The sequence below is a fragment of the Streptomyces sp. NBC_00988 genome (assembly GCF_045162645.1).
Classification (GTDB): Bacteria; Actinomycetota; Actinomycetes; order Streptomycetales; family Streptomycetaceae; genus Streptomyces.
The window spans coordinates 4,984,945-4,999,652 of record NZ_CP108730.1 but is presented as its reverse complement, the minus strand read 5'-3'; the positions used below and the strand labels follow the sequence as shown (position 1 = coordinate 4,999,652).

Annotated in this window: 13 protein-coding genes; 8 read left to right on the top strand and 5 right to left on the bottom strand. The window is 70.8% G+C overall.

Features of this window, described 5'->3' with window-relative positions; genetic code table 11:
- Window positions 1–2 precede the first annotated feature (2 nt).
- The 3 genes from OG496_RS22690 to OG496_RS22680 all read left to right on the top strand — a co-directional run bounded on the left by OG496_RS22690 (window position 3) and on the right by OG496_RS22680 (window position 3,094).
- The gene (locus OG496_RS22690) at window positions 3–1,160 is read left to right on the top strand and encodes an acyl-CoA dehydrogenase family protein (RefSeq protein ID WP_405972197.1); all 1,158 of its coding nucleotides are present in this window, start codon (window positions 3–5) and stop codon (window positions 1,158–1,160) included.
- An 85-nt stretch (window positions 1,161–1,245) separates the two neighbouring features.
- Window positions 1,246–2,118 carry an acyl-CoA thioesterase II gene (locus OG496_RS22685; RefSeq protein ID WP_366490655.1) on the top strand — a complete coding sequence of 291 codons (873 nt, stop codon included), beginning with the start codon at window positions 1,246–1,248 and terminating at the stop codon, window positions 2,116–2,118.
- A gap of 4 nt (window positions 2,119–2,122) precedes the next feature.
- On the top strand, window positions 2,123–3,094 hold the full coding sequence (locus OG496_RS22680; RefSeq protein ID WP_405972196.1) for a cation diffusion facilitator family transporter: 972 nt from the start codon (window positions 2,123–2,125) through the stop codon (window positions 3,092–3,094).
- Between the two features lie 22 nt (window positions 3,095–3,116).
- Here OG496_RS22680 and OG496_RS22675 read toward each other — a convergent pair whose 3' ends face one another.
- Both OG496_RS22675 and OG496_RS22670 read right to left on the bottom strand, forming a co-directional pair.
- A complete protein-coding gene (locus tag OG496_RS22675; protein WP_405972195.1) occupies window positions 3,117–3,905 on the bottom strand; it encodes a phosphatase in 789 nt (262 codons plus the stop codon).
- An 80-nt stretch (window positions 3,906–3,985) separates the two neighbouring features.
- Window positions 3,986–5,527 (bottom strand): PucR family transcriptional regulator, encoded by a 1,542-nt coding sequence (locus OG496_RS22670; RefSeq protein WP_405972194.1) that lies wholly within the window; start codon window positions 5,525–5,527, stop codon window positions 3,986–3,988.
- A gap of 168 nt (window positions 5,528–5,695) precedes the next feature.
- Between OG496_RS22670 and OG496_RS22665 the strand changes: the two genes are divergently transcribed.
- The 3 genes from OG496_RS22665 (at window position 5,696) to OG496_RS22655 (ending at window position 9,875) form a co-directional block, all read left to right on the top strand.
- Window positions 5,696–7,162 (top strand): sodium:solute symporter, encoded by a 1,467-nt coding sequence (locus OG496_RS22665; protein WP_405972193.1) that lies wholly within the window; start codon window positions 5,696–5,698, stop codon window positions 7,160–7,162.
- 62 nt (window positions 7,163–7,224) lie between these two features.
- On the top strand, window positions 7,225–8,193 hold the full coding sequence (gene speB / locus OG496_RS22660; protein ID WP_405972192.1) for an agmatinase: 969 nt from the start codon (window positions 7,225–7,227) through the stop codon (window positions 8,191–8,193).
- A complete protein-coding gene (locus OG496_RS22655; RefSeq protein ID WP_405972191.1) occupies window positions 8,190–9,875 on the top strand; it encodes a thiamine pyrophosphate-binding protein in 1,686 nt (561 codons plus the stop codon). Before speB ends, OG496_RS22655 begins: the two co-directional genes overlap by 4 nt.
- Window positions 9,876–9,944: 69 nt before the next feature.
- Here OG496_RS22655 and OG496_RS22650 read toward each other — a convergent pair whose 3' ends face one another.
- Both OG496_RS22650 and OG496_RS22645 read right to left on the bottom strand, forming a co-directional pair.
- Complete coding sequence (locus OG496_RS22650; RefSeq protein WP_405976681.1) at window positions 9,945–10,727, bottom strand: VOC family protein; 783 nt, start codon at window positions 10,725–10,727, stop codon at window positions 9,945–9,947.
- 160 nt (window positions 10,728–10,887) lie between these two features.
- Window positions 10,888–11,874 (bottom strand): ArsR/SmtB family transcription factor, encoded by a 987-nt coding sequence (locus tag OG496_RS22645; RefSeq protein WP_405972190.1) that lies wholly within the window; start codon window positions 11,872–11,874, stop codon window positions 10,888–10,890.
- 243 nt (window positions 11,875–12,117) lie between these two features.
- On the opposite strand from OG496_RS22645, the gene OG496_RS22640 reads away from it, so the two are divergent.
- Complete coding sequence (locus OG496_RS22640; protein ID WP_405972189.1) at window positions 12,118–12,570, top strand: hypothetical protein; 453 nt, start codon at window positions 12,118–12,120, stop codon at window positions 12,568–12,570.
- Between the two features lie 64 nt (window positions 12,571–12,634).
- Window positions 12,635–13,504, top strand: coding sequence for a hypothetical protein (locus OG496_RS22635; protein WP_405972188.1), 870 nt, complete (start codon window positions 12,635–12,637; stop codon window positions 13,502–13,504).
- Window positions 13,505–13,823: 319 nt separating this feature from the next.
- Here the strand turns inward: OG496_RS22635 and OG496_RS22630 are convergent, their stop codons facing one another.
- Complete coding sequence (locus tag OG496_RS22630; protein WP_366490669.1) at window positions 13,824–14,627, bottom strand: endonuclease; 804 nt, start codon at window positions 14,625–14,627, stop codon at window positions 13,824–13,826.
- Between the last annotated feature and the right edge of the window lie 81 nt (window positions 14,628–14,708).

The following is a 14,708-nucleotide window of genomic DNA, read 5'->3' as shown; positions in this document are numbered from 1 at the left end:
CGGTGCGCCGTACGGTGTTTGACGAGGACCACGAGGCGTTCCGGGAGACCCTCCGGGCCTTCATCGAGGCCGAGGTCGTCCCCGTCTACGACGAGTGGTTCGCGGCCGGCCAGGCGCCGCGCGACTTCTACTACAAGCTCGCCGAGCTCGGCGTCTTCGGCATCCGCGTGGACGAGGAGTACGGCGGCGCGGGCATCGACTCGTACAAGTTCGAGGCCGTCCTCTACGAGGAGACCGCGCGCGCGGGTGTCTCCTTCGGCGGCTCCGGTGTGCACGTGCTGCTCGGCCTGCCCTACATCAAGCTGCTCGCCAACGACGAGCAGAAGAAGAAGTTCCTGCCGAAGTTCGTCTCCGGCGAGGAGATGTGGGCGATCGCGATGACCGAGCCGGGCACCGGCTCCGACCTCGCGGGCATGAAGACCACCGCCAAGCTCTCCGAGGACGGCACGCACTACGTCCTCAACGGCGCCAAGACCTTCATCACCGGCGGCGTGCACGCCGACCGCATGATCGTCTGCGCCCGCACCTCCCCGTCCACCAAGGAGGACCGCCGCCACGGCATCTCCCTCTTCGTGGTGGACACCAAGGCCGAGGGCTACTCGGTCGGCCGCAAGCTCGACAAGCTGGGCCTGAAGACCTCCGACACCGCCGAGCTGGCGTTCGTCGACGTGAAGGTCCCGGTCGAGGACCTCCTCGGCGAGGAGAACAAGGGCTTCTCCTACCTCGGCCACAATCTCGCCTCCGAGCGCTGGGGCATCGCCTTCGGCGCGTACGCGCAGGCCAAGGCCGCTGTCCGGTTCGCGAAGCAGTACGTCCAGGAGCGCGTGGTCTTCGGCCAGCCCGTCGCCGCGTTCCAGAACACCAAGTTCGAACTGGCCGCCTGCCAGGCCGAGGTGGACGCCGCCGAGGCCGTAGTGGACCGCGCGACCGAGGCCCTGGACGCCGGTGAGCTGACCCCCGCCGAGGCGGCCAGCGCCAAGCTGTTCACCACCGAGGTCGCCCACCGCGTGATCGACCGCTGCCTCCAGCTGCACGGCGGCTACGGCTTCATGAACGAGTACCCGATCGCCCGCCTGTACGCGGACAACCGCGTCAACCGCATCTACGGCGGCACCAGCGAGATCATGAAGACGATCATCGCGAAGGACATGGGCCTGTAAGAAGGCTCCAGGTCACGGGCCTCAGCAGGCTCCAGGACACGGACCCGTAAGGTCCCGGAAATTACTGGCCAGTAGAAAAGACTCCATGAGTCAGGCACTTCAGTCTCTCCTCGATCTGCTCGACCTTGAGCAGATCGAGGAGAACATCTTCCGCGGCCGGTCCCAGGCCGCCGTCGTCCCCCGCGTCTTCGGCGGACAGGTGGCGGCCCAGGCCCTCGTCGCCGCCGGGCGCACGGTCCCCGAGGACCGCCTCGCCCACTCCCTGCACGCGTACTTCCTGCGCCCCGGCGACCCCGGCGCGCCCATCGTCTACACCGTCGAGCGCATGAACGACGGCCGCTCCTTCAGCGCCCGCCGCACCGTCGCCGTCCAGCACGGACAGCCGATCTTCGCCCTGTCCGCGTCCTTCCAGAAACACGAGGACGGCTTCGAGCACCAGGCCCCCATGCCGGCCGCCCCCGACCCGGTCACGCTGCCCACCTCCGCGGAGCGGCTCAGCGGCTACGACCATCTCGCCCCCGAGGTCGTGGAGAAGTTCCTGGAGGCCCGCGAGGCCATCGACCTGCGCTACGTCGAGGAGCCGCCGTACGGCAAGTTCGGTGAGCCCCGCGAACCGCACTCGCAGGTCTGGTTCCGCACCAACGGCAAGCTCGCCGACGACCCGCTCCTCCACGTAGTACTCGCGACCTACGTCTCCGACATGACGCTCCTCGACTCGATCCTCCTCGCGCACGGCCGCGGCGGCTGGGCCGTAGGGGATGTCGTAGGCGCGTCGCTCGACCACGCGATGTGGTTCCACCGGCCGTTCCGCGCGGACGAGTGGCTGCTCTACGACCAGGAGTCGCCGTCGGCGTCCGGCGGGCGGGGGCTCGGGCAGGCGCGGATCTACACGCAGGACGGGCAATTGGCCATCTCGGTCATTCAGGAGGGCGTGGTCCGGGTTCCTCGGGAACACTGAGGCCATGGCAGAAACAGAGGAAGGTGACGGCGGCGGCGAGTCCACCGTCACGGTGATCGTCGCGGCCGTCGCCAACCTGGGCATCGCCCTGGCCAAGGCGGTCGCCGGCGTCATCAGCGGCTCCAGCGCGATGCTCTCCGAGGCCGCGCACTCGGTCGCCGACACCGTCACCGAACTCCTCCTCCTGACCGCCCTCAAACGCAGCAGCAAACCCGCCGACGAGGAACACCCCCTCGGCTACGGCCCCGAGCGCTACATCTGGGCGATGCTCGCCGCCGTCGCCACCTTCGTCGGCGGCGCGGTCTTCTCGATCTACGACGGCATCCACACCCTCGTCGCCGGCGAGGACCTCGGCGACCCGCGCATCTCCTACATCGTGCTCGGCGTCGCCTTCCTCCTGGAGGGCTACTCCCTGCGGACGGGCGTACGCCAGGCGCGCGGCGAGGCGGCCCGCTTCGACGCCTCCTTCAAGCGCTACCTCCGCTACACCCCCGACACCGCCGTGAAGGCCGTGGTCCTTGAGGACTCCGCCGCCCTGGTCGGCCTGGTCCTCGCGGCCGGCGGCCTGCTCGGCGGCCAGCTCACGGGTTCCGGCGTCTGGGACGGCATCGCCTCGCTCTGCATCGGCGCCCTGCTGCTCTACGTCGCCTGGGTGCTCGGCCGCTCCAACGCGGAACTCCTCATCGGCCGCCCGCTCCCCAAGGCCATGCGGGACCGCATCCGGGAGGAGCTGCTCGGGGTCGAACACATCGAGGCCGTACTGGAGTTGACGACCCTCGTGCAGGGCCCGCGCGAGGCGCTGGTGGCCGCGAAGATCGACTTCCGGGACCGGTCGAGCGCCGCGCAGATCGAGTGGGCCTGCGAACAGGCCGAGCAGCGACTGCGCGAGGCGTTCCCGTCGGTGAACCGGGTCTACCTGGACCCGACACCGGGGTACGCGCAGCGCCGGGCGGAGGGGCTCAACCCCTGGCCGTGACAGGGGAGTCGAGTCCCGACCCTCAGCTGAGTCCCGCCTCCGCGAGCAGATACGCCGTCATCGGGTCGTAGTACCTGGGGCTGACGACGTGGTCATCGAGGGGGACCGTCACCTGGACGGTGCCCTCCGACTCGGCGAGGAAGAGCGCCGGGTCGTTCGAGTCGGCGTACCCGACGGAGTCGACGCCGTGCCGCCCCGCGTAGCCCGCCCAGCCGTGGTCGGCGACGACCAGGTCCGGCAGCGGGCGGCCCTCGCGCTCCAGGGCGGTGAGGATCGCCTTCATCGGCTCACCGGAGTGCGTGTGCCACAGCGTCGCACCGTGCTCCAGGACGGCCACGTCCGCGAACTGCATGACGTACCCCTCCTCGGTCTGCAGCCCCTCCGGGATCACGACGATCTCGCAGCCGGCCGTGCGCAGGGCGGCGGCCGTGGCACGGTGCACGTCCAGCAGACCACCCGGGTGACCGGTCGCGAAGAGCACTCGCTGCCGCCCGTCGGCCGCCTTGCGCAGCCGCGCCGCCAGCCGGTCGAGACCCTCGACCGTCAGCTCCGGGTCGATGGTGTCCTGGCCGTAGCGGTACTCGGGATCGTCGTTCACACCCACCCGCTCCGCCATCACCGCGAGCACGTCCTGCTCGTCGGTCCAGCGGCTGCCGAGCTCCAGGCCGAACCAGTAGTGACGGTCGCCGTTCGCGAGCTTGCGGTAGTGCGAGAGGTTGTTCTCACGGGGCGTGGCTACGTCGCCCGCGATACGGGTCTTCACAAGGTGATCGACGAGCTCGGCGCGGCTGGGGGTCCCGGGTATCGGCATGGTTCCCATTGTGGAGCAGAGGGATGTGCGCCCGCCCGACGTCCCGAACGCTGGGATGTGGATCACTCACCGGCGACCACTCACACGTGACGCAGGCCGAACCACAGCTCCATCCGTACGTCCGGATCGTCCAGGTCCGTCTCCAGCAGTGCCGCGCACCGGGCGATCCGCTGCCGCACGGTGTTGCGGTGCACGGCCAGGGCGACCGCCGTACGGTCCCAACTCCCGTGCAGGGAGAGCCAGGTGCGCAGGGTCTCGGTGAGCGCGGGGTGCGCGGCGAGCGGGGCGAGCAGGGTACGGGCGTGCGCCTCGGCCTCGTCGTGCGGTACGAGTTCGTCGAGACCGGCGCGGCCGGAGGAACCGTGTCGTACCAACGGGGTACGGGTCGCACGGGCGCGGGCCAGGGCGCGGGACGCCTGGGTGTCGGCGGCGGGCCAGTCCTCGGGGGTGACGGGGGCGCTGACCCCCAGGGTCCAGCCGGGTTGCGGAGCGGGTTCGCGATCGGTGGGGAGGAGTACCCGTACGACCTCCGGTGTCCGGTCGATCAGCGTGGAACCGAGGGCGGCGCCGAGCGCGGACGCGGCGACGGGGTCGGGCGCGGGCGTGTCCGGTCGTGCGTGCACGACGACCCACCGGTCCCCGCCGAGCAGCGACGCGACGTCCTCCGGCGGGGCACCCAGCAGCAGCCGTACGAGCGCCGACGAACGGTCCGCTCCCGTGCGGCTCTGGTGTTCGCCGGTGAGGAGGGAGAGGAGTACGGCGGCGACGGAGGCGATGGTGTGGTCGCCGGGGGCGCGCTGCGGGGCGGCGACACCCAGGACGAAACCCTGACCGGTACCGAGGGCGTACGCGGCGAGGTGGGCGCCGGGGACGGTGTCGGTGGCGGAGGTGGGGGCGGGGCGGTTCGGGGATGCGCTGTCGGCGGGGGTGGGGGAGGCCGTAGGGGGAGAGAGCGTGACGGTGGGCCGTACCACCCGCGCCAGGCCCGCCAACGCCTCCCGCGTGTCCATGTCGGCCCCCGACGCGCCCTGTCCTCCCGCCGCGATCTCCGTGCCGTCCGGCCCGTACAGCACCGCGCGGCCGCTGACCCGTTGGGCGAGTTGGCGTAGCACCGAAGGGACCGGATCCGGGCGGGAGGCCGCTGCCGCGAGGCTCTGCTGGGCCTCGGTGACGCGGCGGAGTTCGGCGAGGCGGGCCTGGGCCATCAGTTGCCAGACCGCGCGGGCCACGCGGGAGAACGGGGTGGGCGGCGGGACTTCCAGTAGGGGGAGGTCGTAGTGGTCGCAGGCCGCGACCAGGGCGCGCGGCACCGTGTCGTGGACCGGTGCGACGCCGAAGCCGAGGGCCACGCCGCCCGCCTCGACGATCCGGGAGACGTAGTCGGCGAAGTACGTGCCCGAGCCGGCCGCGTCCGGGATGTGGACCCCTGCCGTGAGCAGCAGTTCGCCGCCCAGCAGGTACGGATACGGGTCCGGCATCTCCGACGTGTGCGCCCAGTGGATCGCGACGTCGGGGTCGGACGGCCCGGCGATCTGCCGCAGCCCCAGGTCCTCGCGGGCCAGGAGGGCGGAGAGAAGCACGGGTGGGGTGGGCGGTGTGGGCGGAACCGTGAGGTCCGGCATGGTGGACGTTTCCTCCATCACCTCGGGCTCGGATGGATGAAACGTACACTTCGCAGCCGCTTTCCGGCCACCTAGGGTCAGTCGCGACGCAAGCCACCCGAGCGTGGCCGCAAGCCCCCCCCGAGACACCGGGACGACCCCGACAGCGCGCGCGAAGGAGGCCCCCGTATGGCCGTCGACTACACCGTGATCGTCGTCTACCTGGCCGGCATGCTGGCCATGGGCTGGTGGGGCATGCGCCGCGCCAAGTCCAAGAGCGACTTCCTGGTCGCGGGCCGCCGCCTGGGCCCGGTCATGTACTCCGGCACCATGGCGGCGATCGTCCTGGGCGGCGCGTCCACCATAGGTGGAGTCGGTCTCGGCTATCGGTACGGCCTCTCCGGCGCCTGGATGGTCTTCACCATCGGCCTCGGCCTGCTCGCCCTCTCCGTCTTCTTCTCCGCCCGCATCGCCCGCCTGAAGGTGTACACCGTCTCCGAGATGCTCGATCTCAGGTACGGCGGCCGCGCGGGCGTCATCTCCGGCATCGTCATGTGGGCGTACACCTTGATGCTGGCGGTCACCTCGACCATCGCCTACGCCACGATCTTCGACGTCCTCTTCGACATGAACCGCACCCTCGCGATCGTCCTCGGCGGCTCGATCGTCGTCGCGTACTCGACGCTCGGCGGCATGTGGTCCATCACGCTGACGGACATGGTGCAGTTCGTGGTGAAGACGATCGGCGTGCTGCTCCTGCTCCTGCCGATCGCGGTGGTCAAGGCGGGTGGCTTCAGCGAGATGAAGGCGAAGCTGCCCACCGAGTACTTCGACCCGCTGGGCATCGGCGGCGAGACGATCTTCACCTACGTCCTGATCTACACGTTCGGCATGCTCATCGGCCAGGACATCTGGCAGCGCGTGTTCACGGCGGGCAGCGACAGGACCGCCAAGTGGGGCGGCACGGTCGCGGGCACCTACTGCCTCGTCTACGCCGTCGCGGGCGCCGTCATCGGCACGGCGGCCAAGGTCCTCTACCCGAACCTCGGCAGCCCGGACGACGCCTTCGCGACCATCGTCAAGGACGAACTCCCGGTCGGCGTACGGGGGTTGGTGCTCGCCGCCGCCCTGGCCGCCGTGATGTCGACGTCGTCCGGCGCGCTGATCGCCTGCGCCACGGTGGCCAACAACGACATCTGGTCGCGGCTGCGGGGCGCCGTACGGCGGGAGGACGACGAGGAGCGCGACGAGGTGCGCGGCAACCGCGTCTTCATCCTCGTCATGGGCGTCGCGGTGATCGTCACGGCGATCGCGCTGAACAACGTCGTGGAGGCGCTGACCGTCGCCTACAACCTCCTCGTCGGCGGACTCCTCGTCCCGATCCTCGGCGGCCTGCTGTGGAAGCGCGGCACCGCACAGGGCGCGCTCGCCTCGGTGACCGTCGGCGGCCTCGCGGTCGTCGGCCTGATGGCGGGCTACGGCATCCTCGCCAACGAGCCTGTGTACTACGGCCTGTTGCTGTCTCTGGCCGCCTATGTGACCGTCTCCCTCGCCACGCCGGCGACCGACGCGGCCGTACTCGCCGCGTGGCGGGACCGGCTCGCGGGGCGCGGCGCAGCCGAACGCGCGTCCGATCGGGTCGCCGCCCACCAGTAGAGTCGTAGCCGAACGTACAAAGAACCCATACGCGACGAAGCGTAGGAAAGAAGGCAGTGCCCATGACCAGCAACGAGACGCCCCGAGGCCCGGTCGACTCCTCCCGCACCCCGCGGTACGCCGGACCCGCGACCTACGCCCGGCTGCCGCGCCTGGACGAGGTCGGCACCGCGGACGTGGCGGTGGTCGGGGTGCCGTTCGACGCCGGTGTCTCGTACCGGCCGGGCGCGCGCTTCGGCGGCAACGCGATCCGCGAGGCGTCCCGGCTGCTGCGGCCGTACAACCCGGCGCAGGACGCGTCCCCGTTCGCGCTCGCGCAGGTCGCGGACGCCGGCGACATCGCGGCGAACCCGTTCAACATCAACGAGGCCGTCGAGACCATCGAGGCCGCGACGGACCAACTCCTGGGCACCGGCGCGCGGTTGATGACCCTGGGCGGCGACCACACGATCGCGCTCCCGCTGCTGCGCTCGGTGGCGAAGAAGCACGGCCCGGTGGCGCTGCTGCACTTCGACGCCCATCTCGACACCTGGGACACGTACTTCGGCGCGGAGTACACGCACGGGACGCCGTTCCGCAGGGCAGTTGAGGAGGGCATCCTCGACACGGAGGCGCTCTCGCACGTCGGTATCCGCGGTCCGCTGTACGGCAAGCAGGACCTCAAGGACGACGAGAAGATGGGCTTCGGCATCGTCACGTCGGCGGACGTGTACCGCCGGGGCGCCGACGAGGTCGCCGACCAGCTGCGCCAGCGCATCGGCGACCGCCCCCTCTACATCTCCATCGACATCGACTGCCTCGACCCGGCCCACGCACCCGGCACCGGCACGCCCGAGGCCGGCGGCCTGACCTCCCGCGAACTTCTGGAGATCCTGCGCGGCCTGGCATCCTGCAACCTGGTGTCGGCGGACGTCGTCGAGGTGGCACCGGCGTACGACCACGCCGAGATCACGTCGGTGGCCGCGTCGCACACCGCGTACGACCTGATCACGATCATGTCCCGTCAGATTGCCGAGGCTCGTTCGAAGTGACCCACGACCACGACCTGGAACTCCGCCCGACCGCGGCTCAGACGGAGGCCGCGCTGAATCCTCCTCCCGGGCGCAACGGCGGTGACCTGGTCGTGGAGACCCTGGCGGGTCTCGGCGCGACGACGGTGTTCGGCCTGCCGGGCCAGCACGCGCTCGGCATGTTCGACGCGCTGCGCCGTTCCGACCTCCGGTACATCGGCCTGCGGGTGGAGAACAACGCCGGGTTCGCGGCCGACGCGTACGGCCGCATCACGGGCGAGGCGGCACCGCTGCTGCTGTCCACGGGCCCGGGCGCGCTGACTTCACTGGCGGCGCTCCAGGAGGCACGGGCGGCCTCGGCCCCCGTCCTGGCGATCAGCAGCCAGATCCCGACCCCCGGTCTGGGCGGCGGCCGCCACGGCTACCTCCACGAACTCCCGGACCAGTCCGCCTCGTTCAGGGGCGTGGTGAAGTCGGTCCACACCGTCCGCACCCAGTCGCAGATCCCGTCCGCGATCGCGGAGGCCTGGAAGTCGGCGCTGACGGCTCCGCACGGCCCGGTGTGGGTGGAGATCCCCCAGGACGTGCTGCTGGCTCCGACCCTCCTCCCGGTGGTGACGGCGGTGGACGCGACACCGGAGGACGTTCTGCCCCGCCCCGAACTGACCGCCGTAGCAGCGGACTTGCTGTCGCGCGCGGCCCGCCCCGCGATCATCGCGGGCGGGGGAGTCGTACGGGCGGACGCGTCGAAGAAGCTGCGGCAGCTGGCGGAGAAACTCCGGGCGCCGGTGGTGACGACGCCGGGTGGGAAGGGCGCCTTCCCGTGGACCCATCCGCTGTCGTTGCAGTCGTGGCTGGAGGACCGCTATACGACGGACTTCCTGGAGGACGCGGACGTAGTACTGGTGGTGGGCTCGGGCCTGGGCGAACTCTCCTCGAACTACCACACGTTCAAACCGCGCGGCCGCGTCATCCAGATCGAGGCCGACCTCGGCAAACTGGAGTCGAACCACCCGGCGTTGGGCATCCACGCGGACGCCTGGCACGGGCTGCAGGCGCTGCTGGAGACGGTGACGGAGCGGGCGGACACTTCGGCGCCGGTGCGGGTGGCGGAGGTGCTGGGTAAGGTCCGCGAACGCATCGCGTCCCAGGAACTGACCCTGGAACAGGGCGTGTTGGAGTCGGTACGCAGGGCCCTACCGCCCAACTCCCCGTCCTTCTGGGACATGACGATCCTCGCCTACTGGGCCTGGTCGGCCTTCGACGCGAAGGGCCCCAACCACCTCCACTCCGCCCAGGGCGCCGGCGGCCTCGGCTACGGCTTCCCGGCGGCGCTGGGCGCGGCCGCGGCGGACCCGACGCGTCCGGTGCTGGCGGTGTCGGGGGACGGGGGCGCGCTGTACTCCATCGCGGAGCTGGCCACGGCCAGGCAGTACGACCTGAACGTCACGTGGCTCATCGTCGACGACGGCGGCTACGGCATCCTCCGCGAGTACATGACGGACGCGTTCGGCGAGGCCACGGCGACGGAGTTGACCCGGCCGGATTATGTGGCGCTGGCGGAGTCGTTCGGGGTGCGGGGAGTGCGGACTTCGCCGGAGGCGCTGGAGGCGGACCTGGCGAAGGCGCTGGGGGAGCCGGGGCCGTCCGTGGTCGTACTGCCGGCTGTGTTGCGGATGTTCGCGGCTACGCACTTGGGGTGACGGGTCCCTCCCTGCGGAAGTGTGACACTTCGGCGCCGAGTGTCACACTTCCGTGGCGCACCCCTGGCCTCACATCCGCGGATCCGGCTTCAGCAGGGCGAACACCGCTCCGAACGGGTCCCCGAGCCACGCCATCCGGCCGACCTCGGGTACGTCCGTCGCCGGCATCAGTACGGAACCGCCGTTGGACTGTGCCGCCGCGATCGTGGCGTCGACGTCCGTCGAGTGGAAGTACGGTACCCAGCGCGGGAGTTCGCCCGCTCCGTCGCTCAGCGGTGCGACCCCGCCGAAGGACGCGTCCTGCTGGTCCCCCTCGGCGGTGCTCAGTACCCGGTACGTCATACCGGGGGCCGGCATCTCCTGGCTGCGCCAGCCGAACAGACCCTGGTAGAAGGCGATGTCGGCCTCCGGGTCGGGGGCGTGCAGTTCGGCCCAGAGCAGGGTGTTCGGGGCTGAGGTGAGTTCCAGGCCCGCGGTCCTGCCGGGCTGCCAGAGTGCGAACTGGGCGCCCTGCGGGTCGGTGGCCTGGGCCAGCATGCCCTCGCCCATGACGTCCACGGGCTCCAGGCGGACGGTTCCGCCGCCGGACGTGACGGCCTCGACGGTGGCGGCGAGGTCGGCGGTCTTGAAGTGGATCATCCACGCGGAGTCCGCCCCTTCCTCGGTGAGCGGTCCGAGGGCGGCGACGGTCTTGCCGTCCACCTGGAAGAACCCGTATCCACCCGTGTCGGGACCGGCGGAGACGAACCGCCAGTCGAGGACGGCGCCGTAGAACGCGGCGGCCGCGTCGGTGTCGGGGCTGCCGAGGTCGAGCCAGTTGGGCGATCCGGTGGTGAAGTCGGTGCCGAGCATGAAGTCCTCCTGCTGGACTGCGTGGGACGGGTGGATCGGGTGGATCGGGTCGGGGGCCACGATGCCGCCCCGCCCGCCGCCGTCCGCGTACGAGCACCGGCAGGACTCCGGTTTCCACCGAACGGCCGAACGGTCGCATGCCTGCGCCACCTGCCGTGGGTCAGGGCACGGAGGAGACCGGCTTGCCCGTGCCGCGCAGCAGGGCCGCCCCGAGCGGGGTGAGTGTGTGCAGGACGCTCGTGCCGAAGCGGAGGCTGCTGATGAGCCCCGCGTCCCGCAGGGCCGTGATGTGCTGGCTCACCGTCGGTGCCGACACCCCTGCGAGACGGGCCAGTTCGCCGGTGGTCGTGCCGGGTGCGATGCCTCGCAGCACCTGGGCCCGGGTCCGGCCGAGCAGCACGCCGAGCGGTCGGTCGACGGCGACCGGGCGCGCCTCGCGCAGTACGGGGTAGACGAGCACGGGCGGCAGCGACGAGTCGGCCAGCGCGATCGGCGGGCCCCAGCAGAAGTACGACGGGACGAGGGTCAGCCCGCGCCCGTCGAGTCTCAGGTCGCGGTCCTCCGCCGGATAGTGCACATGGAGGACCGGTGCCTCCCAGCGCATCTGCGGTCTCAGCCCGTAGAGCAGTCCGTCCAGTCCGCCGGCCAGCAGGGCCCGCCCCCGGATCGACCGGTCCGCCTCCACCCGGGCCAGCGTCCGCTCCCGGTAGGGCGCCACGGCGACCTCGTGATACCGCCGCAGGGCATCCGCCACGTCCTGGCGCGTGTCGCGTTCCACGAGCCGCGGTGCCCAGGGCGGCGCTCCGACCGACACGAAGCGCGCCACCTCCTGGCGCACCCGGTCCGCGGGGGTGTCCACCAGCGCCGCGAGCCCGGCCGTGAGGCCCTGGGCGCCCTCCGCCGGGGTCAGGAAGTCCGGGAAGTACGCCGTTCTCGGGAAGAGCGGCAGCAGAAGGTGCCGTAGGACCCCCTCCAGCCCGTGGGCCGCCAGTCGCGTGCGGGTCGTCCGGTACCACTCCGCGTGCGCGCTGCGTCCCTGCTGGGTCTGCAGCCGGTGCAGGCTCAGGGCGATCTCCCAGAGCGGATCCGGCTCGGACGCCAGCCGGGTGCGGGCCAGATCGGCCTCGGTGAAGTGGATGCGCAGCATGACGGCCCCCCCCGTCCGGCCGGTGTGGCCGCGCGAGTCATCATGGCCGCCGCCGAACGCGGCTGACAACACCTGCAACAGGCGTTATTCAGACATGTGTTCATCCATCCGAGGATCGGCGGGCTTGCCGGATTTCCGTGGCTGACCTGTGCTTTTCGGTCATGGCCGCAAAGCATGGGAAATCGGTCGGGCTGCTGCCAGTGTTGCCCGGGTCATCCGGAGACCGACAGAAAAGGGAATGTCATGTCTATGCCATTAGGGTCCAGGTGGGCCCGCTCGCGCAGGACACTCGCGGCGACCGCGGCACTGGCCGCGGCGGTTGCCGTCGGCGGAGTCGTCACGGCGTCGCCGGCATCGGCCGGCACGAACTGCGCCGGTGGTTACCACTGTGTGTTCTGGTCCAGCTACAGCAGCGCGCGGCACTCGTACTTCAACAGCGACAGCAACTTCACGAACGACACCTTCAACGACACGACGTACGGCAGCAGCGGCTCCGGCACGACCGTCAACGACAACGCCTGGTCCGCCAGCAACTCCAGCACCGGCGGCTACTACTCCAGGTACTACCTGGACATCAACTACGGCGGCGGCATGCTCTTCTGCGTCAAGCCGGGCAGCCAGGTCCTGGAGCTGTCGGCCGCGCTGTCGGCCAGTTCCCTCTCGCTGACCACCTCGAACCCGGGCGGTTGCTACTGATCCGCGCCGCGTCATGGATCCGGCGGTCCGCCGCCGGATCCACCCCGCCGGGAGGAGGAGCACCTTGGTAACCCGCAAGATCGCCGTCATCGCGACCGCCGTGGCCGTCATCGCCTGTGCCGCCTGGGTGTTCGTCGGCCGGTCCGGTCCGTCCGCGCCCGCCGCCGGGCCGTCGGAGCCGGACATCGCCCGCCTCAGCGCCGACCTGCCCTTCTACGCACTCCTGCACGCGCCCAGCGAGCGGCAGTGGCGGATCGCCGAGGCGGAACGCCGGCTGGCCGTCACGTGCATGGCCGCCCACGGCCACCGGTACACGCCGGCAGCCATTCCCCGGCCGAGCGCGGCAACCGCCGACCATCCGCTGCCGTTCGGCCTGGAGTCGCTCACCTCCGACACCGCCGGCCCCGCGCCTGCCGCGTCGGAACAGCAGGAGAGCAAGGCGTTCCTCGCCGCGCTCTACGGCCCCGCCGACCGCCGTATCTCCGCCAAGGGCAAGTCCATCAAGGTGACCTGGCCGGCCGAAGGCTGCCAGGCCGAGGCCGAGAAGCGGCTGCTGGGCTCCGAGCGCGCGCGGTGGCTCCAGGTGAGTATCGAACTCGGCGAAGGCGAACAGCAGGCCCGCAAGAACCTGGACAAGGACCCGGACTTCCGTGCGGCCGACGCCCGTTGGGCGCACTGCATGCGAGTCGCCGGGGTCGAGACGGACGACCCCGTCAACCTTCTCGCCAGCCTCCCCCGCGACACCGACTTCGCCACCAGCCCGGTGGCCAAGGCCGACACCCGCTGCAAGTCCGACACCGACTACCTGCGCACGGCCTACACCAGACTGGCCGTCGTCCAGCAGGCCTGGCTCGACGCGCACCCCGCGGTGCTCACGACCTGGCGGTCCCTGATGAAACGTCAGGACAGCGTCGCGAGAGGTGTCTTGGGGTGACGGGAGTCCCGGTCGAAGTGCCAGTCCTGAAAGACTCCCCGCCCATGGGCGGACATGAGGAGAGCGAAGGCGGCCGAGCCGTCGAAGTCGGCGTGACCTTCGGGCTGTTGGCCGCGGGTGCCGGAACGGGTGTGGCGGGCCGGTGTCCTGCGTCCCGCGCGGCCGCGTGATGTGGCACGGGGGCTGGCGTTCGCCGCGGCGGCCACGGTCGGGGCGCATGCGGTGGCGCGGCAGTTGCCGCGCCGGGGGCGGACAGCGACAGCAAACCGGTCCTGAACTGCCCCTGGAACAGGGGGAGTTCAGGACCGGTGACTGCTGTCTACCAGATCGCCTCGACCCACTCCGGGTGGTCGATGAACGGGTTCCGGTTGTGCTGGTACGTGCTGTAGATGACCTCGTTGCGCTTCTCCTCGAAGGCGCTCGGCGGGTCCGCCTCGTTCCACGCCTTGAGGACGGAGAGCTTGCCCATGTAGGGGTTGCTGCCGTTGCCCACCTTCTCGTTGGGCTCCAGGTCGGCGAAGCCGTCGTCACCCTCGTAGCGCACGGCCATGTAGAGGATCATGCGGGCCACGTCGCCCCGGTCCGCCGCGCGCGGCGCGAAGGAGTCGGAGTCGACGGTGCTGCCGCCGCCGTTGGTGACCGCGCTGCCGCCGTTGTCGAAGTCCAGGTTCCCGCGGATGCTGTTGACCTGGACGTCCGCGGGACGCAGGTGGTGCAGGTCGGTGCCGGGGCCGGTCACCTCGCCGAAGTCGCCGTGGGACTTGGCCCACGTGTGCTCGCGGTTCCAGTCGCCGACGTCGCCGCCGTTGAGGGACTTGGCGCGGGAGACACCGCTGTACAGCAGGATCACGTTGCTGCTGTTGTTCGGGTCCTGGTCGGTGGCCTTCAGCGCGTCCCAGACCGCGGAGTACGAGATCTTCGTCTGGCTGCTGATGATCGTGTGCAGCGAGGACTTGAGGCTGGTGCCCGTCTTGCCGACCGCGTTCTTGTAGTACGTCGCGTCGTACGCCGTGGTCGTGGCCGACGCCGGGGTCGCGGTCAGGGCCGGCGCGGTGAGGCCGACCAGGACGGCGGCGGTCGTCAACGCCACTGATTTCCAGCGGTGGATCCGTGTCCCAAGCATAAAGAGTGTCCCATCTACGCGGGTTGAATGGGGCGGCAATCGGGAGCGTGACATGTCCATGCGGTCGAGTAAATAAACGGG

Excerpts from the sequence above, each read along its gene's own strand:
- OG496_RS22685 (WP_366490655.1), top strand. The coding sequence starts at position 1,246 with ATGAGTCAGGCACTTCAGTCTCTCCTCGATCTGCTCGACCTTGAGCAG.
- OG496_RS22680 (WP_405972196.1), top strand. The coding sequence starts at position 2,123 with ATGGCAGAAACAGAGGAAGGTGACGGCGGCGGCGAGTCCACCGTCACG.
- OG496_RS22675 (WP_405972195.1), bottom strand. The coding sequence starts at position 3,905 with ATGCCGATACCCGGGACCCCCAGCCGCGCCGAGCTCGTCGATCACCTT.
- OG496_RS22670 (WP_405972194.1), bottom strand. The coding sequence starts at position 5,527 with ATGCCGGACCTCACGGTTCCGCCCACACCGCCCACCCCACCCGTGCTT.
- OG496_RS22665 (WP_405972193.1), top strand. The coding sequence starts at position 5,696 with ATGGCCGTCGACTACACCGTGATCGTCGTCTACCTGGCCGGCATGCTG.
- speB (WP_405972192.1), top strand. The coding sequence starts at position 7,225 with ATGACCAGCAACGAGACGCCCCGAGGCCCGGTCGACTCCTCCCGCACC.
- OG496_RS22650 (WP_405976681.1), bottom strand. The coding sequence starts at position 10,727 with ATGCTCGGCACCGACTTCACCACCGGATCGCCCAACTGGCTCGACCTC.
- OG496_RS22645 (WP_405972190.1), bottom strand. The coding sequence starts at position 11,874 with ATGCTGCGCATCCACTTCACCGAGGCCGATCTGGCCCGCACCCGGCTG.
- OG496_RS22640 (WP_405972189.1), top strand. The coding sequence starts at position 12,118 with ATGTCTATGCCATTAGGGTCCAGGTGGGCCCGCTCGCGCAGGACACTC.
- OG496_RS22630 (WP_366490669.1), bottom strand. The coding sequence starts at position 14,627 with ATGCTTGGGACACGGATCCACCGCTGGAAATCAGTGGCGTTGACGACC.